The 24672-nt window shown below is 40.4% G+C and carries 24 protein-coding genes and 1 pseudogene; 6 read left to right on the top strand and 19 right to left on the bottom strand.

What is annotated here, in order from left to right; translation table 11 throughout:
- Window positions 1–247: 247 nt before the first annotated feature.
- Complete coding sequence (locus IEE84_RS02985; RefSeq protein WP_191114802.1) at window positions 248–1228, top strand: class 1 fructose-bisphosphatase; 981 nt, start codon at window positions 248–250, stop codon at window positions 1226–1228.
- A gap of 281 nt (window positions 1229–1509) precedes the next feature.
- Window positions 1510–2304, top strand: coding sequence for a TrmH family RNA methyltransferase (locus IEE84_RS02980; protein WP_191114801.1), 795 nt, complete (start codon window positions 1510–1512; stop codon window positions 2302–2304).
- Between the two features lie 205 nt (window positions 2305–2509).
- Here IEE84_RS02980 and IEE84_RS02975 read toward each other — a convergent pair whose 3' ends face one another.
- The 8 genes from IEE84_RS02975 to IEE84_RS02940 all read right to left on the bottom strand — a co-directional run bounded on the left by IEE84_RS02975 (window position 2510) and on the right by IEE84_RS02940 (window position 10310).
- Entirely contained in the window at window positions 2510–3442 is a 933-nt protein-coding gene (locus IEE84_RS02975) for an electron transfer flavoprotein subunit alpha/FixB family protein (protein ID WP_057758839.1), read from the bottom strand.
- 167 nt (window positions 3443–3609) lie between these two features.
- A complete protein-coding gene (locus tag IEE84_RS02970) occupies window positions 3610–4359 on the bottom strand; it encodes an electron transfer flavoprotein subunit beta/FixA family protein (protein ID WP_191114800.1) in 750 nt (249 codons plus the stop codon).
- Window positions 4360–4808: 449 nt separating this feature from the next.
- Window positions 4809–5378: a DUF421 domain-containing protein gene (locus IEE84_RS02965; protein ID WP_191114799.1), complete on the bottom strand. Its 570-nt coding sequence runs from the start codon at window positions 5376–5378 to the stop codon at window positions 4809–4811.
- A 267-nt stretch (window positions 5379–5645) separates the two neighbouring features.
- Window positions 5646–5858, bottom strand: coding sequence for a cold-shock protein (locus IEE84_RS02960; protein WP_057758834.1), 213 nt, complete (start codon window positions 5856–5858; stop codon window positions 5646–5648).
- Between the two features lie 362 nt (window positions 5859–6220).
- Window positions 6221–6652 carry a hypothetical protein gene (locus IEE84_RS02955; RefSeq protein WP_191114798.1) on the bottom strand — a complete coding sequence of 144 codons (432 nt, stop codon included), beginning with the start codon at window positions 6650–6652 and terminating at the stop codon, window positions 6221–6223.
- 297 nt (window positions 6653–6949) lie between these two features.
- A complete protein-coding gene (gene ilvC, locus IEE84_RS02950) occupies window positions 6950–7966 on the bottom strand; it encodes a ketol-acid reductoisomerase (RefSeq protein WP_101204856.1) in 1017 nt (338 codons plus the stop codon).
- Between the two features lie 134 nt (window positions 7967–8100).
- Window positions 8101–8598 (bottom strand): acetolactate synthase small subunit, encoded by a 498-nt coding sequence (gene ilvN, locus IEE84_RS02945; RefSeq protein ID WP_057758828.1) that lies wholly within the window; start codon window positions 8596–8598, stop codon window positions 8101–8103.
- Window positions 8598–10310 (bottom strand): acetolactate synthase 3 large subunit, encoded by a 1713-nt coding sequence (locus tag IEE84_RS02940; RefSeq protein ID WP_224737964.1) that lies wholly within the window; start codon window positions 10308–10310, stop codon window positions 8598–8600. Before IEE84_RS02940 ends, ilvN begins: the two co-directional genes overlap by 1 nt.
- Before the next feature lie 990 nt (window positions 10311–11300).
- Between IEE84_RS02940 and IEE84_RS02935 the strand changes: the two genes are divergently transcribed.
- Window positions 11301–11798 (top strand): DUF4124 domain-containing protein, encoded by a 498-nt coding sequence (locus IEE84_RS02935; RefSeq protein WP_101204858.1) that lies wholly within the window; start codon window positions 11301–11303, stop codon window positions 11796–11798.
- 22 nt (window positions 11799–11820) lie between these two features.
- Here IEE84_RS02935 and IEE84_RS02930 read toward each other — a convergent pair whose 3' ends face one another.
- On the bottom strand, window positions 11821–13644 hold the full coding sequence (locus IEE84_RS02930) for an NAD(P)H-hydrate dehydratase (protein ID WP_191114797.1): 1824 nt from the start codon (window positions 13642–13644) through the stop codon (window positions 11821–11823).
- Between the two features lie 245 nt (window positions 13645–13889).
- On the opposite strand from IEE84_RS02930, the gene queG reads away from it, so the two are divergent.
- Window positions 13890–15047, top strand: coding sequence for a tRNA epoxyqueuosine(34) reductase QueG (queG, locus tag IEE84_RS02925; RefSeq protein ID WP_191114796.1), 1158 nt, complete (start codon window positions 13890–13892; stop codon window positions 15045–15047).
- 193 nt (window positions 15048–15240) lie between these two features.
- Here queG and lysM read toward each other — a convergent pair whose 3' ends face one another.
- From lysM to IEE84_RS02895, 6 genes are all read right to left on the bottom strand, one after another.
- Window positions 15241–15750 (bottom strand): peptidoglycan-binding protein LysM, encoded by a 510-nt coding sequence (gene lysM, locus IEE84_RS02920; RefSeq protein ID WP_057758817.1) that lies wholly within the window; start codon window positions 15748–15750, stop codon window positions 15241–15243.
- Between the two features lie 282 nt (window positions 15751–16032).
- A complete protein-coding gene (acpP, locus tag IEE84_RS02915) occupies window positions 16033–16269 on the bottom strand; it encodes an acyl carrier protein (RefSeq protein WP_057758815.1) in 237 nt (78 codons plus the stop codon).
- A 270-nt stretch (window positions 16270–16539) separates the two neighbouring features.
- A complete protein-coding gene (gene fabG, locus IEE84_RS02910; protein ID WP_057758813.1) occupies window positions 16540–17268 on the bottom strand; it encodes a 3-oxoacyl-ACP reductase FabG in 729 nt (242 codons plus the stop codon).
- On the bottom strand, window positions 17265–18233 hold the full coding sequence (gene fabD / locus IEE84_RS02905) for an ACP S-malonyltransferase (protein WP_191114795.1): 969 nt from the start codon (window positions 18231–18233) through the stop codon (window positions 17265–17267). The genes fabG and fabD overlap by 4 nt, the downstream gene beginning before the upstream one ends.
- Before the next feature lie 425 nt (window positions 18234–18658).
- Window positions 18659–18841: a 50S ribosomal protein L32 gene (gene rpmF, locus IEE84_RS02900; protein ID WP_057758809.1), complete on the bottom strand. Its 183-nt coding sequence runs from the start codon at window positions 18839–18841 to the stop codon at window positions 18659–18661.
- Window positions 18842–19159: 318 nt separating this feature from the next.
- Window positions 19160–19753, bottom strand: a complete 594-nt coding sequence (locus tag IEE84_RS02895; protein ID WP_191114794.1) for a YceD family protein — start codon at window positions 19751–19753, stop codon at window positions 19160–19162.
- A gap of 302 nt (window positions 19754–20055) precedes the next feature.
- On the opposite strand from IEE84_RS02895, the pseudogene IEE84_RS13235 reads away from it, so the two are divergent.
- A pseudogene (locus IEE84_RS13235) lies at window positions 20056–20334 on the top strand (elongation factor P hydroxylase); the annotation flags it as partial.
- A gap of 781 nt (window positions 20335–21115) precedes the next feature.
- Here the strand turns inward: IEE84_RS13235 and IEE84_RS02885 are convergent.
- Together IEE84_RS02885 and IEE84_RS02880 are read right to left on the bottom strand one after the other, a co-directional pair.
- Window positions 21116–21364, bottom strand: a complete 249-nt coding sequence (locus IEE84_RS02885) for an antitoxin VbhA family protein (RefSeq protein ID WP_057758803.1) — start codon at window positions 21362–21364, stop codon at window positions 21116–21118.
- Window positions 21365–21492: 128 nt separating this feature from the next.
- On the bottom strand, window positions 21493–22785 hold the full coding sequence (locus tag IEE84_RS02880; protein WP_057758801.1) for a hypothetical protein: 1293 nt from the start codon (window positions 22783–22785) through the stop codon (window positions 21493–21495).
- An 84-nt stretch (window positions 22786–22869) separates the two neighbouring features.
- On the opposite strand from IEE84_RS02880, the gene IEE84_RS02875 reads away from it, so the two are divergent.
- Window positions 22870–23079, top strand: a complete 210-nt coding sequence (locus tag IEE84_RS02875) for a helix-turn-helix domain-containing protein (RefSeq protein ID WP_058025361.1) — start codon at window positions 22870–22872, stop codon at window positions 23077–23079.
- Between the two features lie 37 nt (window positions 23080–23116).
- Here IEE84_RS02875 and IEE84_RS02870 read toward each other — a convergent pair whose 3' ends face one another.
- Both IEE84_RS02870 and IEE84_RS02865 read right to left on the bottom strand, forming a co-directional pair.
- Complete coding sequence (locus IEE84_RS02870; protein ID WP_224737862.1) at window positions 23117–23275, bottom strand: transposase; 159 nt, start codon at window positions 23273–23275, stop codon at window positions 23117–23119.
- 433 nt (window positions 23276–23708) lie between these two features.
- Entirely contained in the window at window positions 23709–24545 is an 837-nt protein-coding gene (locus tag IEE84_RS02865) for a cation efflux transmembrane domain-containing protein (protein WP_057758797.1), read from the bottom strand.
- Window positions 24546–24672: the final 127 nt, after the last annotated feature.

The following is a 24672-nucleotide window of genomic DNA, read 5'->3' as shown; positions in this document are numbered from 1 at the left end:
CCAAAAAATAGCCTCAGCAGACAATCAGAAAGCGTGAGTAGACATGCTGTATTCTCATAGAGAATAATTCTGACAAAACTATAAATGAATAACAATAGATATAGTGTAGCCGATTTTATGGTCGGGACAAAGATGCCGTATTAGCTATTTAAGAATTTACCTATTTCAGGTGTGCTAAATGCCACCTACTTCTTTACTTTGACACCTACCGTTCTTTTACTTTCCATACCATTTATTAGGAAGCCTTATGACGACCTTAGCAGACTATCTAAACCAACATGCCACTAGCCCTGCACTCAATGACGTGATTACCACTGTCACTGATGTCGGTAAGACAATTTCACAACTGCTTAGAAAAGGCGCTCTGGCAGATATCTTGGGCGAAGCAGGTAATCAAAATGTACAAGGCGAAGATCAGAAAAAGCTCGACGTATTGGCCAATGACTTATTGCTAGATGCATTGGCAAAAAATACACATTGTGCTGGTGTTGCCTCAGAAGAGCTCGATGACGCGACCCCTGCTAATGACGATGGTAGTCTATTAGTTTTGTTTGACCCATTAGATGGCTCATCAAATATTGATATCAATATGGCAGTGGGTACGATTTTTTCTATCTTACCGTATGAGCGTCAAGGCCAAACCAGTGAAAACAGCGACTATCTACAGGCAGGCAACAAACAGCTAGCAGCCGGTTATCTGCTATATGGTACCTCTACTGTCCTAGCGCTAACCATCGCTGATAAAGTTGTGATGTTTAGCCTAGATCCAGAGACGTCTGACTATGTGCTGATAGAAGACAATGTTCAAATCGATGCCGATACGAGCGAGTATGCTATCAATAGCTCAAATTATCGCTACTGGCGCGTGCCGATGCAGCAGTACATTGATGAGTTAATCGCTGGTGAAACAGGTGTACGTGGACGTGATTTCAATACGCGCTGGGTAGCCGCCATGGTTGGTGACGTCCATCGTATTTTATGTCGCGGTGGTCTGTTCACTTATCCGTTTGATACCAAATACGCTCATAAAGCGGGTAAACTACGCTTGATGTATGAAGCCAACCCAATGAGCTTATTGATTGAGCGCGCGGGTGGCGGCGCAACAGACGCCGTCAACCGTATCTTAGATATCGAACCGACTGATATCCATCAGCGTGTACCTGTGGTACTCGGTAGTAAAAACGAAGTCAATTATGTGAAAGACTTACACGTAAATTATTCTAAATAAATAATTAGGGCGTGTCCTCAATTCAAACGAGTGTCCTCTAAATGGGCTAAAAATAGCTAAATTTTGCCAAACATCGTCAAATAGTTGGTCAATATCTCGATATTATCTGCACTATTTTCCTCGTTTAACGGCAATTTATCTCATTTTTATCACCATTTTTAAAATGAGGACACGCCCTAATTTGCGCACCTGTTAAGAACAGCCAGCAGAATTCTAAATTCATAATAGATATTTTGCTGGTTATCTAAACGACTCCTTTACTCTTCTCTAAGCGATCCACTATGGTATTAAATCCCACCGAGCTGATTACCTCAGATAAGAACACAACAGTGAAGCTTGTAAAAGCACTGTTGTCCCAAGCACGCCAGCGTAAGAAGAACGGTCAGACAGTCATAGAAGGCGTCCACTTGATAGATGCTGCGCTGCGTAGTGACTATCCTTTTGCTCAGATACTACTGTCTGAATCAGCGCGTAGCCACCCTGAAGTTCAGCAGGTATTGACTCGCCTGCCCACTTATACGCCTATTCTAACTTTGTCAGACTCACTCTATGAGAGTATTCGTAGCTTGGGTACTGGCATTGATATCATGGCGATAATCAAAGTACCAACGCCTAGCCTATCGATGATCAATGAAGACTGCCTAATCTTGAACGACGTGCAGGATAGTGGGAATGTTGGTACGCTGCTACGTACAGCAGCAGCCGTCGGTATCCGCAATATTCTATGTACCAGTGCGACCGCTCAAGCTTGGTCTCCCAAGACGCTACGAGCAGGTATGGGTGCACAGTTTGCCCTGACTATCTATGAGGGCTTGAGTACGCAAGATATTTTAGATCACGTACAAGTGCCGCTTTTGGCGACTAGCTCACATACAGATACTATCATTTACGAGCACGATTTATCTGCGCCTGTGGCTTGGATTATGGGTCATGAAGGCCAAGGCGTTAGCGATGAGCTAATGCAATGTGCTACGCCTATCGCTTTACCGCAGCCAAACGGGCAAGAGAGCTTAAATGTAGCGATTGCAGGGTCTTTATGTCTGTACGAAACCTTACGCCAAAGACAATACTCTTAGCGTCCATTTATAACTGCTATTAAAACCCTATCTATCAAGCATAAAAAACCCACTATCAATTGGTAGTGGGTTTTTTATTGTCTGTCTACTACTGATGTAGTCAAAGAAGTCTAAAACGGATACAAGGCAGCCGACTGCAGATTGTATAAGTCGTACATCTAAGGAGGGTAACGCCGTGGCCGTTTAGTAGTTCTACGACTATATATTAAACCTTGCTAGTTAGCTCAGGCAATGCTTCGAACAAATCAGCTTCTAAGAAGTAATCAGCAACGCTAGCGATAGGTGCTTCTGGGTCATTGTTGATAGCAACGATGACTTTAGAGTCTTTCATACCAGCCAAATGCTGAATCGCGCCTGAGATACCAGCTGCAATATATAGCTGCGGTGCAACGATTTTACCCGTTTGACCGACCTGCATATCGTTTGGTACATATCCTGCGTCAACAGCAGCACGCGATGCACCAACAGCAGCACCTAGCTTATCAGCCAATGGCTCAATGTACTTGGTAAAGTTTTCACCGTTTGCCAAGGCACGACCACCAGAAACAACGATACCAGCTGACGTCAATTCTGGACGATCAGACTTAGCCATTTCTTCGTTAACGAAGCTAGCTTTACCAGTTTCTTGTACATTGTCGATAGTTTCAACAGTAGCTGAACCGCCTTCGCTTGCCACTGGGTCAAACGCAGTGGTACGTACTGTTAGTACGACTTTATCTTCTGTCGTTTTGACTGTCGCTGTTGCATTACCTGCATAGATAGGACGCTCAAACGTTTGCGCATCTACCACACCTGAGATTTCAGACAGCATGCTGACGTCGAGTAACGCTGCAACGCGTGGCATAAAGTTTTTGCCAGTCGTGGTCGCAGCCGCTAGGATATGGCTGTAATCACCAGCGATATCAGCAACCAATAGCGCCACGTTACCTGCCAATTGATGCTCATAAGCAGCATTGTCAGCTAATAGTACTTTAGTCACGCCTTCTGCTTTTGCCGCTTCATCAGCAACAGCTTGGCTACCACTACCAGCAACCAATACATGGATATCATCACCCATTTGTTTAGCAGCAGCGATGGTGTTTAAAGTTGCCTTTTTTAGACTGGCATTGTCATGTTCTGCATATACCAAAATTGCCATGGTTTTAATCCTTTATATATTCGTATTATCTATTCATGCGGTTGTTTGTGTACAAAGCTATTTGAGCAACTATCGTTTAATACGAAATAAAGCAGTCAAACTTATAGCCTTCAAATTCTTAACCTTGTACAGGATATGCCGTAGCGAAGTATCCAATCATTAAAAAATTAAATGACTTTTGCTTCGTTTCTTAGCTTATCGACCAACTCATCAACTGACCCTACTGTAATACCAGCTTTACGGTCAGCAGGTGGCACGACTTTAATAATCTCTTGCTTAGATGTCATATCAACACCGAAATCTGCTGGCGTTTTCTCATCAAGTGGCTTTTTCTTCGCTTTCATGATGTTAGGCAATTTAGCATAACGTGGCTCATTCAAACGGAGGTCAGTCGTGATGACTGCTGGCAAATCAAGAGCAACTGTTTGTAGGCCGCCATCGATTTCACGCGTTACGTTTACTTTGTCGCCTTCAACTTTTACTTCTGATGCAAATGTACCCTGACCGATACCCATCAATGCCGCTAGCATCTGACCAGTTTGGTTGTTGTCATCATCAATCGCTTGCTTACCTAATAAGATAATATCAGTGCTTTCAGCTTCAGCAATACTTTTTAGAATCTTAGCAACTTGTAGTGGATATGGTTTTTCGTCACTTACGATTAATACACCACGGTCAGCACCTAGCGCTAGGGCTGCACGAATCTGCTCTTGTGACTCTTTTGGACCGATTGAAGCAACAATGATCTCATCAATGACGCCAGCTTCTTTTAGACGAACCGCTTCTTCGACCGCGATTTCATCAAAAGGGTTGATTGACATTTTAGTGTTTGATAAGTCAACGCCAGAGTTGTCGGCTTTTACACGAACTTTTACGTTATAATCAATGACACGCTTGACCGCTACTAATGCTTTCATACGTTCCTCGTTTATTAATGTTATGAGTTAAAAATTGTCAGTTAAGAACCAAAGGTTCGTTGTGGTTCAAATTGTCGTTCAAAATACTGCTCAAGGTTATTACTACATCAACAGAATATAGTTAACTAAGAAAGATGAGCCAATATCTAAGAGCATATTAGCATTGTATCTCTTACTAATGAAATCTGCTAAAGCTAAGCCAACCGTTATTATCAGACCTATGTATCTTGCGTCAGCAGGCAGATAAGGTCAAGACAACGCCGTGAATAATGCGTCATAAATTTGTCAACACTCTATAATAAATACTCTATAAGCACATCGTTTCACGATTTTTATTGTTCAGTAGATTAAAATACTCGTACCTTTATAGCATTCTAAGCCTTATCTTTACTTAATATTTTGTTATTATTTATCTCTTCAAAGTTAACGGATAAGAATAGTTAATCGAGTCAGACCTGCGACTTACCATTCTTACTAGCACCAAGCAATAATTCGCTATCACGTATATCGTCAAATAAAGACCAGTCAGGTTCAACGTCGTTATTCTTGATGACACTCATATCACCTGTCGTCTCCATAATCACTGTAAACACTTCTGTTTTCGCTTTGATACCATTTTTACGTAGCACTTCCTGCACATCGCTGGTACTAAGATTAGCCTCTTTTAAGTTGTCTTCTAAATATTCACCATGAGCCATTAGGATAATAGCTTGATTGTCTATTAAAGCTTTGAGCGGTTTTATCTTACGTCTAATAACTGAGATAACGCCCTGAATCAAGAATAATACTGCAACAGCAAACAATCCTTGAAATAGAGAGGGTTTATCTGACAATACCGTCGACGCCAATATACTACCAATACCAACCGTCATCGCAAAATCATGGCTTGATAACTTGGAAAAACTGCGTAAACCCATCAATCGAGTAAACAACATCAGCCCTACATAAAAGCCTACTGCAGATAAAGAAATCCCTAGCACCTGTTGCCAGTCAATTGAAAGCCAGTTTTCCCACTTCATAATACAACCTTATCTATTACGTTTTTATTAAATCATTGTTCGTTATTACCTGATGATGTTAACTGTCAAAATCAATAGCGCTTTATATTAGCAACACTTTGGCATACCAAAAAAGTCCCATAAAAAAAGCAACCTGATAAGAGGTTGCTTTTTTTTAAAGTCGATACAGTATTTTTATTGTTTTAACAAACAAAGTAATCAATGCGTATTGATAATCTTATTGTCATTAAGCTTTCTGGCAAGCAGTTAACTTAACAATAAATGAGATTAGATAGCTTCGATTTGCTCAGCTTGTGGGCCTTTTTTGCCATCACCTAAGATGAAAGACACTTTTTGGCCTTCGGCTAGAGTTTTGAAACCGTTACCTTGGATAGCGCTGTAGTGAGCGAATACGTCTTGTCCGCCGTTGTCTTGAGCGATAAAACCAAAACCTTTAGCTTCATTAAACCACTTTACAGTGCCTTCAACTTTATCTGACATAAATTTTCCTGACTCTTTAACTGTTGGCGAGACTTGTGTCATCACCGATTAATTGATATATACCCTAATATTTTCTGCTAAATGCGGCGGCTAAAAATGCTAAATAATCTTAAAGAAAATCTGGATCTTTTGCCTCAAATATTTTGAGTACAGTCTGATTATAACAGTTTTCCATGGCAGGAACAGGCTAAATTGCTGATTTTTGTAAATAAATACTAACCATTATTGCAAGTTAATATCGATAGTAATCAGCTCAATATCTTATTGATATGAAATGGTTTTTATTTATAGACGTACTACACCTAATTAGCAAACCACTGATCAAATAAGTCAGCATAGATGATAGTAGGTTGGAATATTAGTTACTGCAATGGCGATGTTGGTAGCCATGCTGAACTCAATACGAGCAAACATAACGCAAAAAACACCAATGAAAATGACTGACTATAGGCAATATATTTTGATGGAATGACTAAGTCTTTAGGAGAGTCAGGGATGCCTTTGCGCTTAAGTAGCTTGGTACCGTATATCCAACCAAAAGTCGTGTATATACCATATGCAGCAGGCACTGCGATAGCTAATGGGGTCAAATCAATAACGTATAAAATCACCACTGATATGAAGAACCATAGAGTATCTAACAATGAACTAACTTTGAAGAATTTAGATTGAGGCAGTTTGCCATCGGTCTGTTTGAGCATCTCCCCTTCTATCCAAATTAAAACTGCTACCACAGCGCTAAGAGTAATATATACGAATTGCGGCGTTAGCCAGTCTGAATAAGATATTTGCACAGCATACAACCTATTATCTATAGAAAGTGAGAATGAAGCATCCGCCCGCTTCGAATACTTAGAAACGGGTTGGAACAATGATGAATGTTAATCGCAAAGGCGCTTTAGCCAATGTTAAGGTGCCTGCTTATATTGGGTAGCAATTACTTGTTTTCAACCGATAACCCAGATTCAAATCAAAGCAAAAAGCGTCCATCAAATACTTTGCATAAAAAAACCCATGCTATCAAGTGATAACATGGGCTATTTAATCTAAATCAGATTATTATCTGAATAAGACTTTTATCTGTATAAAACTTAGTTTTTGTCTTTATCGATGATTTTGTTGCCGCCGATCCACGGCATCATGCCACGTAGCTTAGCACCAGTGATTTCGATTTGATGATCAGCGTTGTTACGACGACGCGCAGTCATTGATGGATAGTTGGTTGCGCCTTCAGAGATGAACATCTTCGCGTATTCACCAGACTGGATGCGTTTTAGTGCATTACGCATAGCTTCACGTGACTGCTCGTTGATGACTTCAGGGCCAGTAACATATTCGCCGTATTCAGCGTTGTTACTGATTGAGTAGTTCATGTCAGCGATGCCGCCTTCATACATCAAGTCAACGATAAGCTTTAGCTCATGTAGGCATTCGAAATAAGCCATTTCTGGTGCATAGCCCGCTTCTGTTAGTGTCTCAAAGCCCATTTTAACTAGCTCTACTGCACCACCACAAAGTACGGCTTGCTCACCGAATAGATCCGTCTCAGTCTCATCTTTGAACGTTGTTTCGATGATGCCTGAACGACCACCACCTACGCCAGCAGCATACGACAATGCTAACTGTTTGGCTTGACCAGAAGCGTCTTGATAGATAGCGATAAGATCAGGGATACCGCCGCCTTTAGCGAACTCTGAACGTACAGTATGACCTGGTGCTTTTGGTGCAACCATGATGACATCAAGATCGCCACGTGGTACCACTTGGTTGTAATGAATCGCGAAACCGTGAGCGAAAGCTAACGTCGCACCTTCTTTGATGTTTGGCTCGATCACATCATTATAAAGCTCTTTTTGGAACTCATCAGGCGTCAAAATCATGATAACGTCAGCAGCTTTTACCGCTTCTTCTACTTCAGCAACTTTTAGGCCAGCATTTTCAGCTTTTTTCCATGAGCTTGAATTTGCACGTAGACCAACAGTTACATCGACGTCTGAATCTTGTAGGTTAAGCGCGTGTGCATGGCCTTGTGAACCGTAACCGATAATGGCAACTTTTTTACCTTGGATAATAGATAGGTCACAATCTTTGTCATAATAAACGTTCATAAGTAGAGTCCTTGTTCTCAATCATGGCTTGCCATGGATAGTAAACGCTTACGCTGTAGTCAATATAATAACTAAGATAAGCGCTTTGTTGATTAGATAAATAGATATTGGTTTAAACTGGTTTTGATAAATATTTAAATGCTTAGAGTTTTTTCACCGCGGGCAATACCGATAACACCTGAGCGAACCACTTCCATAATGCGCTCACGGCCAATCACATCGATAAAACCATCAAGTTTGGCTTTGTCGCCCACGATTTGAATCGTATATAAGTTTGAATTTACATCGACGATTTGTGCACGGAAAATATCTGCGCTACGTTTGATCTCTTCACGCACACCGCCTGTTGCGCGGACTTTGATGAGCATCAATTCACGCTCAACGTGTACGTTCTCTGTCAGATTAAGCACTTTAACCACTTCAATCAATTTATGCAATTGTTTGGTGATCTGCTCAATTCTTTCAGGTGACGTAATGGTCGTAACCGTTAGACGTGAAATACTTGGGTCATCAGTAGGCGCGACGTTCAAAGTTTCGATATTGTAGCCACGTTGTGAGAACAAGCCGACTAACCGCGACAACGAACCCGCTTCGTTTTCCATCAATACCGAAATCAGATGTTGTTGTTGCATTAGGTACGCTCCCCTTTTGTTAACCACATATCACGCATGGCCTGTCCAGCGATTTGCATTGGATATACATGCTCATTACGATCGACGTAAACATCGATAAATACCAGTTTGTCTTTCATAGCCATTGCTTCAGCCAATTGTGTTTCCATGGTTGCAGGGTCAGTAATTTTGATACCGACATGACCATAGCTTTCAGCCAATTTGACAAAATCTGGTAAGGAGTTCATATAAGACTGGGCATGACGACCTTCATACAGCATATCTTGCCACTGCTTCACCATACCAAGCTGCGCATTGTTAATGTTCAAAATTTTAACTGGTAAGTTATATTGCAAGCAGGTCGATAGCTCTTGGATATTCATCTGAATAGAGCCCTCACCAGTAATACAAACCACATCACGCTCAGGATTGGCAAGTTTGGCAGCCATTGCATACGGCAGACCAACACCCATGGTACCAAGACCACCTGAATTCAGCCATTGACGTGGCTCATTGTAAGTATAGTAAAGTGCCGCAAACATCTGGTGCTGACCGACGTCACTTGTGATAATAGCGTTACTGTTAGTCACTTTATCTAAAGCTTGCACGACACTTTGTGGCTTAATGCCATTATCTGTGCTGGTGTCGTAACGTAAACCATGACGCTTACGCCACTCATTAATTTGTGACCACCAATCGAGCAATGCGTGCTGCTCTAACTGCTTGTCTTGACCAACGATCTCTAGCATGTCCGTTAAGACAGATTTCACATCACCTACGATAGGAATGTGCGCAAGAATCGTTTTTGAAATTGACGCAGGATCGATATCGATATGAATGATGGTTGCATTAGGGCAGAATTTTTTAACGTTATTGGTCACACGATCATCGAAACGCGCGCCGACAGCTAAAATCACATCAGCATGATGCATGCTCATATTGGCTTCGTAAGTACCGTGCATGCCAAGCATACCTAAGAACTGACGATCAGAGCCAGGGAATGTACCAAGACCCATCAAGGTGTTGGTCACTGGTAAATTCAGACGATGTGCAAGATCTGTTAATTCTTCGTGCGCATTGCTCCAAATCACACCGCCGCCTGCATATACAACAGGACGCTGCGCTGCTAATAGCGTTTCAATGGCTTTTTTGATTTGACCGCTATGGCCTTTGAGTGAAGGCTGATACGAGCGTATAAACACTTCTTCTGGATATTCGTAAGCAAATTTTTCGCTAGGCGCAGTCATGTCTTTTGGCACATCAATGACGACAGGGCCTGGCCGACCAGTCTGGGCAATATAAAATGCCTTTTTTACAATCATTGGAATTTCGCTAGCATGACGTACTTGGAAGCTATGCTTAACGATAGGACGTGACACACCTACCATATCTGTTTCTTGAAAAGCATCTTCACCGATTAGGCTGCTTGGCACCTGACCTGCGATTACAACCATTGGTACAGAATCCATAAAGGCAGTAGCAATAGCTGTCACGGTATTGGTCGCACCAGGGCCCGATGTAGCCAACACGACGCCCGTGTTGCCAGTTACTCGCGAATAAGCATCGGCCATGTGGCCCGCTGCTTGCTCATGACGTACTAAGATGTGCTCAATATTTTCTTGCTGAAACAGCGCATCATAAATGTGTAAGACCGCGCCACCTGGATAGCCAAAGATGTATTCGACACCTTCGTCAGTCAGTGCTTGCACCAGCATTTCAGCGCCCGATAGCATCACAGGCTGTGCACTACCTTCTGCAAGACGTTGTTGCTTTTGTTCAAAATTTTTGGCGGCATTACCCGTTTGGGTATGTCCCGTCATGTTCGGACTTTGCGTGGTTTGCGTCACTGTCATCACCTTTTTTTGCGGCGAGAATTTGCGGGATTCTATGAGCAAAAATAATTACTTACCGTCGTTATTTTTACTTACTGAATGATCGCTAATTCTTGTCCATATCAAGAATATCTGCCTAATAAGTTTAATTAACACTGTCTCATAGGACAATACTAATCAAACACAGCAGTGTATTTTAGGTCAGCTTTGTGATGGATGTTTATCGATATACAGTGACAAGATGCGAGTGCATCTATAAAAGAAGACGCTTATTATTGAGATTCGATACTAGCAAGTACCTATTGTGACTTTATTCGTGTGACTTTATTTGTACAGATGCATCGATATACACAAGCAAAAAAACTTCATAACCAATGCTAAATTATAAGATCTTTAGAACTTACAATCGGCTTTGGGGAAATCTCTCAACGGCGTACTATATCGCTTTTGATACAACTGCTAAAAACACATTTAGCACATTTCAAATAATAAGTTTATCTTAGTCATTGTAGACAGATAAGTCCGGAGACAATGTATCGCTATCAATAGTGGGCGTTGTGCCACTATGCTTGCTATATCATTATCACAAAGGAAATAAAACTGCGTAAGCTACCGATAAGTAACTCGTAGTTTTCTTTCTCAAGTGCCACGGCAACATCGTAAAAGCCGCTCACTGACCAATCAACTGCTATTATATTCGATGGTTTACGAGTTATTGTCAAGAAAAACTTCTAAAGCCTATCCCAAACTATTAGTTATTAAACAATATACATTGATAAGTATTATTTGCTAGAATCGATAGTCGATACATTATTACTACCAATAAAACGTTCAAGTGTTATATTTACACCCATATACATTTGATTTTTATTAAATAAGAGGATTGCTACTATGGCATATGCGTCTAAGATATATACCGCTGCCAAACTGTTGATGAGTACTGCGTGTATGCTAATGCTGTCCATGAATGCTAGTCAGGCCATTCAAGTTTATAAATCTATTGGGGCACATGGTGAAGTAAAATATAGCCAACATGCGCCACAAGTCGGCAAAAATATTGAACTGATTGAGTTTCGTAGTGACGGCAGACAGAACAATGCAGGACAAATGGCAGGAAAAACAGATCCTAACCAAAGCAGCAATGCTCAAACGGCAGAAGAACAACGAGTAGCAGCACTTGAAGCACGTATTAAAGAACAAGAAGCTCAGGCTAATGCTCAACGCTGCCAATCACTACGTAACAATTTAACTAACCTTAATGTCGGCGGCCGTATCTATGAAATGGATGCCAACGGTAAACGTCAATACCTAGATGGTCGTGAGATTGAGCTTAAGCGCGAGCGCGTACAGCAAGCAATTACTCAGTATTGCTCCAACCCTTCTACCTAGTCAGACCTCTTGAAAGCAAATATCAAACTATTATAAGCTGCATGACGTGACGAATGGCTGCTGGCATATCTTGAGCTTGTAGCCCTCGTTGCCCTACTAGCAATATACTGGTGTCGCTATTCGCTTGATTTACTAATACATCTCCTGCAAACCCATGTATAAGAACCGCTTGATGTAAGCTACGCGCCTCTACTGATAAATCCTGCTGTGACAATAGTCCAGCGATCACCCCAGATAACACATCACCCATGCCAGCGGTTGCCATGCCAGCATTCCCTACATCACATATGTATACGTTTTCTCCTCCCTTTTCTTGCTCTAGCACTAATGATCCTGCCCCCTTTAATACCCAGTCACCACCATACGTTGCAGCACACTCTTTTATAGCTTGCAGTCTATTGGACTCAATCTCACTTACTTTTTGCTCAAGCAATCTAGCTGCTTCCCCACTATGCGGCGTCAAGCAAACCCGATGATTAGTACTATATTCTCGTAGCTCTGTTATTAGCTCATGATTATCCGTATACAGCGCTGCCAAGTGATAAAGTCCATCTGCATCGATCACAATTGATTTTTCATTCTCTATAGCAGCCTGTACATAATCAATAAATAATGCTTTGGCTTTTTCGTCGCGGCCAAGTCCCATCCCAATGGCAACGACACTAGCCTGCTTAATCAGACCTTTTACGCCGCTTGCGTCATGTAAATTAATAGTCATAGCATCTGGCAATGAGGTCAATAGTGACCCATGAAAAGCCTCATGGCAGGCAACAGTTATTTTACCAGCACCTGTCGCCATCGTACTGGCCGCAGACAGTATGGCAGCACCGCCCATACCTTGAGAGCCATCAACGCGATTTCCACCAATGACTAGCACATGACCATAGCTACCTTTGTAGCTGTTTTGGCGACGCGCCTTCATACTATGCGCAGCTGTCAGCAGCGTGGCAACTGGCTCAAATGATTGAATGGTATTTTTTTTAGGTATCATATGATGGCTAGCTGTTTGCTGACATGCCTTTTGATAAGGTATCAATGGTATGTCGACTACGTCTCCGCTATAGTCTGTACCATCTTTAGTATGCAGACCAAACTTGCGTGCAATCAAACATAGAGTCACGTCAGCTTGTATTGCTATGCGATCGAACACCTCACCAGTAGAGGCCACTAACCCACTCGGAACATCAACTGCAATTGCTAGTGCGTTATTTTGCTGAGTAAAGTTATTAAAAGCTTTAATAGCTGCTTTGTAGGCTCCCTCTGGTGCACGATCTAAGCCAATACCAAATAATGCATCGATATAGACATCAGCTGGTAAGTCTTTCCTATTTGAATCATCGTGACTAACAATCTCTTCAAATCGCTGATAGTGACAGCTGCTCGCTAAAGCTATCTGTAATGCCTTTGTCGCGTCAGTTATATTGCTACTATCGCTATCTTTATTGTTAGAAGTTTTAGAAGTTACTGATTGATCATCGATAACAAAATCATTTTCACCAAAACCAACCGTTATTACTTCTACTTGCCAGCCAACTTGCTGTAAATAATGAGCGATGAGCCAGCCATCACCACCATTGTTACCTTTCCCTACCCAGATACTTGCTCGACGTGGATGAGCACTACGGTGATAAATGTTAGTGTTGGTAGAATGGCTGGCACTGACGGTTTTTCGCTCATAAATCTGCTCTATTTGCTGTGTCATTTGCCAAGCAGCTTGTTTCATCAAACCAAAACTATTGTACCCCTCTGCAAACCAAGCCTGTTCCATCGCATAAATCTGCTTACTACTATATAGCGCAATAGGTTTTGTATTTTTTATAGGTGACAAATTGGTATTATTTCTCATAACTTATCCTTGGTGTTTCTACTCATTTTTTATTTTATCTAAATTTGGTTGCTCATTTCTCATATCAGCTTAGCAAAAGCTTATCTCGACTTATGTATCAATATGAATATGAGTTTATTTTCTTTTATACTTGCACTCATTGCTCACTGGCTTATCATAGCGGTATTTACATTATCTCTGATTGTCAGATATGAATAATCTGATTAAAACAAACGAGAAAACCATCTAATAAGCACCTACTATCTATGCCTACTGATAAAAACAAAATCACCATTACGAACCCAACTGTATTTGCAACCACAGCTGATGTTAAGCAGTGGATTACAGCACAAGCACAAGCACTAGGATTTGCTGATTGTGGCTTTTTATCTGTGCATCATCCTTTGTTTACTCAGCAAATTGAACAGCTAAAAAAGTGGCTAGATAAAGGTTATGAGGGTCAACTGCAGTTTATGCACAATAATCATGATCTGCGCGCTCATCCTGATCAGCTAGTCGAAGGCGCAAAGACCATCATCAGCGTACGTATGGACTATCTAACCCAAGCGCCAACGCCGCGCGCTGTCACTGATAACGATCATCCCAATAAAGGCATCATCGCGCGTTATGCAAGAGGGCGTGACTACCATAAAACGATGCGTAGTCGTTTAAAGCAATTGGCTTTAAAGATCGAAACAATGCTTCCTGAATGGCAACATTTGGAGATCGGTTCAGAAAAAGAATTTGTGTTTAGACCTTTTAGCGATTCGGCGCCTATCTTTGAGCGGCCTATTGCAGATGCTGCGGGTCTCGGTTGGACAGGTAAACATACATTACTTATAAATAAGCAAGCTGGCTCATTTTTTGTGCTTGGTGAGCTATTTTTGAGCCTTGAACTGCCTGACGATAAACCAGTCAAGGAGCATTGCGGTAGTTGTAGCGCTTGTATCGACATATGCCCTACTCAAGCAATTGTGGCGCCCCATGAGCTCAACGCCTCTGCTTGTATCTCCTATTTGACTATCGAACATGATGGTGTCATCGATACCAAATATAGACGCGCGATAGGCAATCGGGTCTTTGGCTGTGATGATTGCCAGTTAATCTGTCCATGGAATCGTTATGCCAACCTTACGACTGTTGATGACTTCGCACCAAGGCATGGATTAGATAATAGTAGCTTGCTTGAACTATGGCAGTGGCAAGAAGCCGACTTTATGAAGAACACTCAAGGTAGCCCGCTAAGACGCACCGGCTATATGAATTTTTTACGTAATATCGCTATCGGACTTGGCAATGCTAATGCCAGCTTAGAAGTGGTCAAACAATTAAAATCTAAATTGACCTTACATAATGACATGCTAGATGAGCATATCGAATGGGCTTTAACTGCGCAGCATAGTAAGCTAGGCTCAACCAATTAACCAATTAACCAATTAACCAATTAACCAATTAACCAATTAACCAATTAACCAATTATTTTATGACTATCAAATATTCCTGAGATAAAGTGTTTATTTGAAGTGTACAACATAAAAAAAGCCTCTTAATAATAAGAGGCTTTTTCATTAGAATGTCATATTTAAAATATTATTGTTCTATACGCTTCTTCTAGAATTATGGCTTCGGAATACGTAATACTTGACCTGGATAGATTTTATCTGGATCAGATAACATTGGCTTGTTTGCTTCGAATATCTTCATATAATCGCCAGATGAACCATACACTTCTTTAGCGATTTTAGATAAACTGTCACCAGATTTTACCGTATACATTGTAGATTCAGGTGCATCTTCTTCGATATCGATGTTATCAATAACTTTTGCAACGTTTTGCACGTTACCGATAGCGATAATTGCTTTTTCACGATCAGCTTGAGTTTTAGCGTTACCACTAATTTCTGCAGTATCTGTAGAACCATTATATTTAATTTTTAGGTTACTGATATTGAGGTTCTGCTGCTGAATACGGCGCAATAGAATATTAGCAACTGATTGTGCACTCGGCTCACTGCTTTGTACTGGTGTATTAGCATCTGCTTTCGTTTCTGTCTTAGCATCATGCTTTTCGTCATCACGGTTAAAAATCTTATCACCGATATCTTTTGCAAAGCTAAACATACCCATATATCTACTCCTTGAAATATTATTATTTGTCATTCTTTTAATGAAATACGCAATCAAACGATATTTTAAATGTCTAACTGGCGTCTTTTTCTACGGCTTACTATTATGAGTATAGATAAAAGGAGTCGATGTAGATAGTAATAGTATGTTGAGTAATGTTGAATTGACGTAGTCAATGTTAAATTCGATTGCTACGTTTAAAAATAATAATCACGCGCCCATAAAAAAACCGCCTATCTAATCAGATAAGCGGCATTATAAATCTGCTAAATAAGTAGCAGATTATAGTTGGGCTTGTACGTAATCGATTGCTTTTTGAACAGTAGTCAATTCTGCAGAATCTTCATCAGGAATAGTGATACCAAAATCACTTTCAAATGACATAACCAATTCAACTAGGTCTAAAGAATCTGCACCTAGGTCTTCCATGAATGAAGCATCGTTGTTGATGTCTTCAACATTCATACCTAGTTGCTCAGCTACTGCTGCTTTTACTCTTAGCTCGATATCATTACTCATGTAGATCACTCCGTTATCATCTATTATTTTTAATAAACTGCTATATCGCCTTATTTAACGCTATAGCATGGTATATAAAATGCGTTTGCCAGACCAGCAATGCTGTCTGAGTACTCTATGACATGTTATACAGTCTGTCTGATGTCTAATAAAGCCCTGCTATCATACAGGGCTTTGACTCAAAAGTATCCGTCATTATAGCACCCTTTATTATAGTTTACACTCGTTCACACAGTTTTTTATTATAACTATGTAACGCTCGTATATTGACTACATATACATGCCACCATTGACAGGAATAACAGCGCCTGTGATATAGCTAGCCTCGTCGCTAGCCAAGAAATGTACCGCTGCAGCGATGTCCTCTGGCTGACCAAGACGACTGATAGGCACAGCATCTAACATAGAGTTCAATAGGCGCTCATCAAGCTCATCTGTCATATCTGTTTCGATCAAGCCTGGTGCCACGCAGTTGATGGTTACTTGGCGTGAACCAATCTCACGTGCGAGCGTACGGCTAAACCCTTCTACGCCAGCTTTGGTCGCCGCGTAGTTAGATTGGCCCGCATTGCCCATTTGAGCGACGACAGAGGTGATGTTAATAATGCGGCCACGGCGTGCTTTCATCATACCGCGTACGGCACGTTTACTCATGCGATATACCGATGTCAAATTGGTATCGATAACATTTTCCCAATCTTCATCTTTCATGCGCATCAGTAGGCCATCTTGAGTGATACCAGCATTGTTAACCAATACTTGTACCGCACCATAGACGCTTTCAATCTCTTCAAACAGTTTGTCAATTTGAGCAGTATCACGTACGTCTAAAACACGACCAATACCACCAGTATCATGCAGGTAGTCATCGATAAGCTCAGCGCCTTTTTCAGTGGTCGCAGTTCCAATGACAAAATGTCCTTCTTTAGCAAAACGCTTGGCCACTGCCTTGCCAATACCTCGGCTGGCGCCAGTTACTAATGTAATCGTACGGCTCATGATAACACCTCCAATAATTTTTCTAGACGGGCAGGCTTGTCAGTAGGATAGCTGGCGATTGGCTGCGCCTGACGCTTCGCCAAATTGCTCAGTACATTACCACTGCCGCATTCGATTAAGATATTAATTTGCTTATCAGCTAACTCTTGCATGGTTTTTGACCACAATACTGGCTCACTCAGCTGTTCAGTCAATGCTTGCTTGATTCCAACCGCACTGGTTTCAACGCGTGCATAGCGATTTTGTATAACAGGAATGGTTGCCTGATCAAACTTGATACCCGCTAATATCTCAGCCAATGCATTGCTGGCAGGTTCCATAAGTGCGCAATGAGATGGCACACTCACTTTTAGAGGAACAGATTTCTTGCCAGTATTTTTGACTTTATCAATAACAGCATTAACACCAGCAGCGTTACCCGAGATAACCACTTGTCCTGGACTATTGAAATTGGCTGCACCGACTACCGCATCTTCGACGTGTTCGGTTGCTTGCTCACACAAGTTTTCGACTCGGTTATCTTCTAGTCCTAGTACTGCAGCCATAGCAGTATCGACACCTACAACGGCCTCTTGCATCAACTGACCGCGCTTATGTACTAAAGTGACTGCATCACCCAGCGATATCACATTGGCAGCACACAGGGCACTGTACTCGCCTAGAGAGTGACCAGCTAAATAACAAGGCGTCTCTTCTATTTTTTGTTGTAGGACACGCCAAATAGCAATACTAGCTGTCAAAAGCGCAGGCTGAGTATATTGGGTTTGATTGAGTTTTTCTTCGTCCTGACAGATTGCCCACAAATCCTCACCAAGCGCATCACTCGCTTCGGTAAATGTATCACGTATCTCTGGATAGATTTCAGCAAGCTCGCTCGTCATCGCGACTGCTTGAGATCCTTGTCCAGGAAAAATGACCGCGATACGAGCGGGTTGCTTTTTTACCATATCGGGTACAGAAGCCATAACCAATATTCCTTATCTGATTAGAAATATCCCTAAAAACAATGGGGGGTATTATATTATTAGATGTTATACAAAGCCGCTACTTCAAGTATTTATGTAAGAAAACGGATTGTCAGTAAACTATACACTGACAGACACTATTATCATAGCGGATGCAAACCAAACAGCAAGAGTAACGCTGCCCAAATTAAAGGAGCAGATTATATCAGCACATTTTTAAATCTACTAAAAATAACAAGCGAATTAAGCAATAAGTCTAGTTATAAATAACAAAAAGCCAAGTTATCCAGCCACATAATATATGATAGCGAAATAACTTGGCTTTTTTTAGCTCAAAGCTTATTGACTAATAATAACTAGGCAAAAACAATAATAGTCACCAGTACTATTATCATCTTCGCCTAAGCTATCATAGAGCCAATGTCTTAGGCGTCTTGGCTGACTTTGAACAGTTGACGACCACGGTAGAAACCATCTTTAGTCATGTGATGACGACGATGTTTTTCACCAGTAGTAGCATCTACGCTTAGTTCAGCAATTTCCATACGGTGATGTGAACGGCGCATGTCACGACGAGAACGGCTTTTACGACTTTTTTGAACAGCCATGATATAGCTCCTATACTTAAAAGGGATAAGCTTGAAATTCAGCTTAAGTCGATACTGACAGAGGCTATATAATCACAACAACCTAAGTCTTAAGCATCATTAGTTAAATAGATTGCCACTCACATAAAGCACTGACCAAGGCTGAATTTTATAAAAAATTTACCCAGTCAGTTTCTATCAGCAAGCAACAGGTTGCTCGAATGCAATAAACCGGACATTATACGCATGTTTATTAAATTAATAAAGCCCTGCCTCGCACTCTTCTGTACAAAGCTGATAAAAGGTTTTTTAAATGCATCGAGTAGATAATTTTGGCGCTTATAGTTTGCCTTTTAGCGAAGCTAAAGCAGCAAAAGGATTTTCACCTTCCTCTTCTTCTGGTATTTCACCAAACTGCTCAACAGACATCTCACAATCGTCGTGCTTTGGTGCCATTGGTGTTTTGAGCAAGATCTCGTCTTCTACCAATTTCTTAAATGGTAGCAGACGCTCTGGAGATTGCTCGGTGACGATTTCATCCAGTAATAAATAATCTTGTTCATCTTTGACTAGGCGAACCTGGCTATCGTTTTCGAGTAGCGCGATGTCATAATCATCAGACAAGTCTATAGCGATTGGTTGTAAACAGCGCTGACAAGTTAGCCAAACATCACCTGTCAAAGTAAATGCTAAATGCAAGACGTTGTTACGACGATACAAGTTAGCGTTGAGCTGTATATCTGACTGCTCATGTTCAGTGCTCAGAGTAGTAGCAAGACGATAAAACGAGCTTGGTTTTACCTCTCCTGACCATTCATAAACAGTGTCTGCCCACTTATCTAAAGAAATATGCTCAGGCATGCCAGTAGATACAGGCGCTTTTTTATTGTCAGCGTGAAGTGCTGACGGTTTAGTTTCTGGAGTGCTTGACATGCGCGGCCTCATTCATAAAAACGGTGTATAATATTGCCTGCCATACTAACGGAAAGTGCCATATTCTGCTAGCGCTAGTATGTTAAGATTTTTTGATAGTAAATTTGTTTAAGCTCTTTTACTACTTACCTTTTTACCTAAAGTTTTTTGTCTTTAGTATTTATTAAGTCAATGTCTTCTCTATGAATCTATCCGATAATAAAATTAATTTTTCTGATTTACTTTCTCCTACTGAAGCAAGTTCGTTGCTACAACAACTTATTCAACTAGGGAGTCATACTAAAAATGTTCCTAATAATAGACTGTGCCTCGATAAAGACGAGGATTTAAACGAATTAAGAAGTCAGTGGCAAGAGTTGTCTATTACTCAATTTGACAATACTCACACAGCAGAATTGGTAGTTGATGGCGAACGATTAGCTACCGATTGGCTCATACAGTTATTTAATACTTTATTCGCTGATCAGCAAGTTATATTGGTTCGTAGTGATGGAGAACCCGAGTATTTTCCAGCTCAAAATGATAAACCTGCCAGAATTGAGTTCGCTCATGGCTTTTTTGCCAGTGCTTTACATGAAATTCACACATCTCCTTATAGGTTGACATGCTAGAAACCTCTTATTCTAATAGTGTACATCGCTATATTATTTGTAGGCATCTAAATTAAAACTATCACTTCGGTGATTATTACAACCTATCAGAACAAATCACTTTTACCTATCCAAAAGATAATGGTCGTTCTATCAATTAGGTATCATAACAATTAAGTTTTTCAGGTATCTTTCACATCTTCAGAAGCATTCTTTCTAATATCATCCTATCTAAGCTATAAACGCGGACATGATGCGCTTCGCTACGTCTATCTATTAATGGTTACTTTTGATCAATCGTACCATCCTCTAATCCAGTAGATTTTATCTATGTCAGATAGGTAGAAGTAAAAGTAGTTTTCTGCTATTCATGTTTATCATTAACGTCTTTGCACATAGTATTGTCAGTTGCAAGATATCGAATCATATGAACACGGATATAATGATGGTAATATTAAAGCACGCGAGTGTAGATAGAAGCAGACCCAAGGATGTAATTCACCACGGTGATATTAGGTCTTAATGCTTATCTATTCACTAAGCGAATAAGCTGACTAGCTATAGCATTATTATGTTTGTGGGCAGAATAGTTATTCTTTATTTCGGAGATGGCTGGACGAGAGTTAGTGATACTGGACTAGTAATCTTACATAGGTGAAATGATTTGATAAATATGATTGAATAGCACAATTAATTATGTTTCATCTTTCGATACTGGCTGTGAAAAGCAATACTATAATAGCTTAGCAACGTCGGGCTCAAACTATAAGAGCTAATTATCTTCGAGCGCTATCTTAGTATAGTGAGCATGTAGCAAAGCTTTTACTTCCTTGCTAGTTGCAATTTTACCTTCCTCAAAGTCTTGAAAGATGTGCTGAGTATCTGGGTTAATAGGAATATTATCGACTGCGAAGCTGCCCAAAGTATCAAAGTTAATGCGGCGGCGCTTTTCTATTTCTTGTTTGCTAACGAGGATAGGACGATCATCGGTAATCGATGCTTCAAATTTAGAATCTTCCATACTAGCTCCTATCAGTAGTAATAAAATTGTTCAGCAAGTCAGATAGTCTTCTATCTAGACAATCTTTCTCTCATTGCTATGTCTTATTCGGCTGATTTAATTGTATTAGTGATTTAGACATCGGTAAATCATGATTGTTTAATATCAAGAGCTATTGTGACTGAATAATTCGTACTTCTAGCATCTCCTAGAGTTGCGTAACTTACTTGCTCTAAAGTTTTTTGGGACCTATATGGGCTGAATAGCTCATCAAGAGTATGGTGAAAACCACCATCATCTACTGCAAATACATAATCAAAAAATATTTTGGCCATTGCAGACTGAGGGTGGCTAGCATCGCGAAAAGATTTATTGTGACTCCAACTACCACTGTATATTTTATTGAATACTCTCTCTATATTACCAGAAACAGAATTTGAAGCATGTTTTCGAGTAATACCTGGTTTTTGCACGTATGCAGCAGCATTTTCCACAGACTTCCAAATGATATAATGCATGGTTGATACAGAGCATTCAGCTAAACATGATCTGAGAATACTAATTAGCTTTTCGCCAATAGGCGGTGCTAGATAGTTCAATCTTGACCTAGTAATCAGGTAGCTTAAACACTCTCCTAGCTGTAACTTTTCACACCAGTTCTTAAATTGATCATTCGCTACTAGAGCACTGGTATTTTTCTGAGATTTAGCGTTTATCAAGATTTTAGTAAGATTCTCAATACTATAAGCAAACTCAAAGATCGCTTGATAGAAATCTATCTCTAGCTCTTTTTCTTCGTTGATAGTTACGTATTCGTAGCTATTTTCAGAAGCGAGTATGAGCAGATTTCGGTTAAAAAGATGCTGTAGTATCTCTTCATCTAATTTAGAGAACGGTGATAAAGGTAATGATAAATTGTCACGTAGAGAGACTGTATTCCTTATATTATCTGCCCCTAGGCTCTCTACAGTCGCTGCGAGTAGAAGTTTATCCACATCGTTAAGCTCAGTGACTGAAGGAATACTGCTTAATTGAATGCTTCGGCATTGATTGATGTACTCTAGAGCGGTCTGTCTCTTTTCTTCTGCTAAACGGTCTTGTTTAAGACGATACTCTAAGTACTCTTGATCCATTCTTTTTTCAAGCGCCGCCCTGCAATCATCACACCGCCATCTAATAAGATCCAATCGAGTTAGCTGTGAGCGAGTATAGCAAATCTTAGTTGTACCGCAGTCTATGCATTGGCAGTCTAGTACGACAAGATGAGCATTTATTTTAACGATACTAGGTATATCCTGATGCTTAACATCAAACTCTTGACCTATTTCTTTACAGGTATATATAAAACCACTTCGTTTATCGCCTTCTCTTAACCAGTACCTCTCACAGATCAGCTTATTAGTTTCTGTTATATCTGGCTGATACTCTAGTTTTGTTTTCATACTCACCTCATAATACCGACTATATCCCGTGGATATTATAGCCCACCACTGTGAGTATTGCTATTTTTAGCAGTGGTTGGTGAGATGAAGACAGATGAACGCATGATAGCCTTTGGAAAGCGTATCCGTGATGTGCGCAGAAGCAAAGGAATATCTCAAGAAGTGCTGGCAGAGATGGCAGATATTGATCGAAGTTATATGGGAAATATCGAGCGTGGAGAGAAGAATGTCACTCTCAAAAAGGCCTATGATATTTGCGATGCATTGGATATAGATATTAAGGATCTAGTCTAAATTGTTCGATTCATAATAATATGATAGTTAACTATAGTCAGTCTAGAATAAAAGAGATACAACCCATATCATGAAACAGCTTAGGTAGATTATTCTCCATCCAGCCTTGACGTAGAAATTTTGCCTGTGCCCACTTCTTTTCAATGGGATTTAGATCAGGGCTGTAGGGTGGCAACCAAAGAATACGAGAGACCATCCCAGATTCTGTGTAACTGACGTTTAGATTAAATACTTACACAAAATTTAGGAAGGTCTCTGAAAATTAACCACCTGACACAACTCGTCACCTACTAACAGATCTTGGCGGTCATAAAAGTTGCCCCAACGCTTATAATTATTATCCGTTCTCGACTCAGGGTTATAAGTAATGGCGATGTAGGTTTGAATTTTATTAGTGTCCTAAATTAGTTGACCACCACCAGATTCTTATCAAAGACTTCATCATCTATTATTCGCCAAACGGCAACTTGCTGATGGTCTTTGGTGGTGACTAGATTTAAAGTTTGTTCAATCATTGCTTGAGGTCTCATATCCTTATGATGTTTATTTGCTTCAAACCCAGTTACTTTACACTTAGCGGTTTAATTAAGCTACTTACTTGAGCTATTTGCTTCAGTTATTAGGCTTGGCTACTTACTCAACTTCAATATTCTAAAGGCGCCCTGAATAACTAAAGCAAATACGATGCTACCAATAATCAAATCAGGCGTACTAGAGTGTAACCAATTAACCAAAATCCCTGCAACAATTACCCCTAAATTGATAATCACATCGTTTGAAGTGAAAATCATACTGGCTTGCATATGGGCTTCTTCTCCTTCTTTGCTTTTCGATTTTTGTAGTAAATAGAGGCAAATCAAGTTTGCAATTAGCGCAAGAATCGATATGACTATCATGGTAGAAAAGTCAGGTAACTGCTCATTGCCAAAGAAACGTCTTAGTACTTCTAAAAAACCAAGAATCGCTAGCGTAATTTGAAAATATCCGGCAATTCTAGCAATCCGTTTTTTCTTAATGACCGTTCCACCGACCGCAAATAAGCTAATTCCGTACACCAAGCTATCTGCTAACATATCTAAGCTGTCGGCGACCAACCCCATCGAACGAGAAATCAGTCCCGTGCTCATTTCAATAATAAAGAAAGCAAAGTTAATGACCAGCACTATCCATAGTAGCTTTCTTTGCTCAGCATCTTTTTTGTGACTAGAGTCAGCATCAATTTTAAAATTATTGTTGGGATCAGAGGGGTCAATGGTTTCGGTCGAGAGTAGGGTGTCTCCTAATTTTAGGTCATGAATAGCAGTCTCTATCCCTTCTATATTGTCATGATGAAACACAGTTAATTGACGGTTAGGAATGTCGAACTCAAGATGTTCAATATTCGAGTGGCCCTCTAATTTCATTCGGATTAGGTTTTCCTCCGAAGGGCAGTCCATCTTCGATATTTTAAAAGTTGTTTTATTCATAGTTACATTTATATCCGGGTGGTGGTTCAAAAAGTAGGCTGAAAAAAAACAGGCTGAGAAATTGATAAATAGTGAAATGCAAATGACACTATACATCAAATGCCCAGCCTGTCTAAGTAACATTACC

It is taken from the genome of Psychrobacter sp. 28M-43 (assembly GCF_014770435.1).
Taxonomy (GTDB): domain Bacteria; phylum Pseudomonadota; class Gammaproteobacteria; order Pseudomonadales; family Moraxellaceae; genus Psychrobacter.
The sequence above is the reverse complement of the archived record's forward strand: the minus strand, read 5'-3'. Positions and strand labels throughout refer to the sequence as shown.

Coding starts and splice junctions, on each gene's coding strand:
- IEE84_RS02985 (WP_191114802.1), top strand. CDS start 248: ATGACGACCTTAGCAGACTATCTAAACCAACATGCCACTAGCCCTGCA.
- IEE84_RS02980 (WP_191114801.1), top strand. CDS start 1,510: ATGGTATTAAATCCCACCGAGCTGATTACCTCAGATAAGAACACAACA.
- IEE84_RS02975 (WP_057758839.1), bottom strand. CDS start 3,442: ATGGCAATTTTGGTATATGCAGAACATGACAATGCCAGTCTAAAAAAG.
- IEE84_RS02970 (WP_191114800.1), bottom strand. CDS start 4,359: ATGAAAGCATTAGTAGCGGTCAAGCGTGTCATTGATTATAACGTAAAA.
- IEE84_RS02965 (WP_191114799.1), bottom strand. CDS start 5,378: ATGAAGTGGGAAAACTGGCTTTCAATTGACTGGCAACAGGTGCTAGGG.
- IEE84_RS02960 (WP_057758834.1), bottom strand. CDS start 5,858: ATGTCAGATAAAGTTGAAGGCACTGTAAAGTGGTTTAATGAAGCTAAA.
- ilvC (WP_101204856.1), bottom strand. CDS start 7,966: ATGAACGTTTATTATGACAAAGATTGTGACCTATCTATTATCCAAGGT.
- ilvN (WP_057758828.1), bottom strand. CDS start 8,598: ATGCAACAACAACATCTGATTTCGGTATTGATGGAAAACGAAGCGGGT.
- IEE84_RS02940 (WP_224737964.1), bottom strand. CDS start 10,310: ATGCTATCGGGCGCTGAAATGCTGGTGCAAGCACTGACTGACGAAGGT.
- IEE84_RS02935 (WP_101204858.1), top strand. CDS start 11,301: ATGGCATATGCGTCTAAGATATATACCGCTGCCAAACTGTTGATGAGT.
- IEE84_RS02930 (WP_191114797.1), bottom strand. CDS start 13,644: ATGAGAAATAATACCAATTTGTCACCTATAAAAAATACAAAACCTATT.
- queG (WP_191114796.1), top strand. CDS start 13,890: ATGCCTACTGATAAAAACAAAATCACCATTACGAACCCAACTGTATTT.
- lysM (WP_057758817.1), bottom strand. CDS start 15,750: ATGGGTATGTTTAGCTTTGCAAAAGATATCGGTGATAAGATTTTTAAC.
- acpP (WP_057758815.1), bottom strand. CDS start 16,269: ATGAGTAATGATATCGAGCTAAGAGTAAAAGCAGCAGTAGCTGAGCAA.
- fabG (WP_057758813.1), bottom strand. CDS start 17,268: ATGAGCCGTACGATTACATTAGTAACTGGCGCCAGCCGAGGTATTGGC.
- fabD (WP_191114795.1), bottom strand. CDS start 18,233: ATGGCTTCTGTACCCGATATGGTAAAAAAGCAACCCGCTCGTATCGCG.
- rpmF (WP_057758809.1), bottom strand. CDS start 18,841: ATGGCTGTTCAAAAAAGTCGTAAAAGCCGTTCTCGTCGTGACATGCGC.
- IEE84_RS02895 (WP_191114794.1), bottom strand. CDS start 19,753: ATGTCAAGCACTCCAGAAACTAAACCGTCAGCACTTCACGCTGACAAT.
- IEE84_RS02885 (WP_057758803.1), bottom strand. CDS start 21,364: ATGGAAGATTCTAAATTTGAAGCATCGATTACCGATGATCGTCCTATC.
- IEE84_RS02880 (WP_057758801.1), bottom strand. CDS start 22,785: ATGAAAACAAAACTAGAGTATCAGCCAGATATAACAGAAACTAATAAG.
- IEE84_RS02875 (WP_058025361.1), top strand. CDS start 22,870: ATGAAGACAGATGAACGCATGATAGCCTTTGGAAAGCGTATCCGTGAT.
- IEE84_RS02870 (WP_224737862.1), bottom strand. CDS start 23,275: ATGGTCTCTCGTATTCTTTGGTTGCCACCCTACAGCCCTGATCTAAAT.
- IEE84_RS02865 (WP_057758797.1), bottom strand. CDS start 24,545: ATGAATAAAACAACTTTTAAAATATCGAAGATGGACTGCCCTTCGGAG.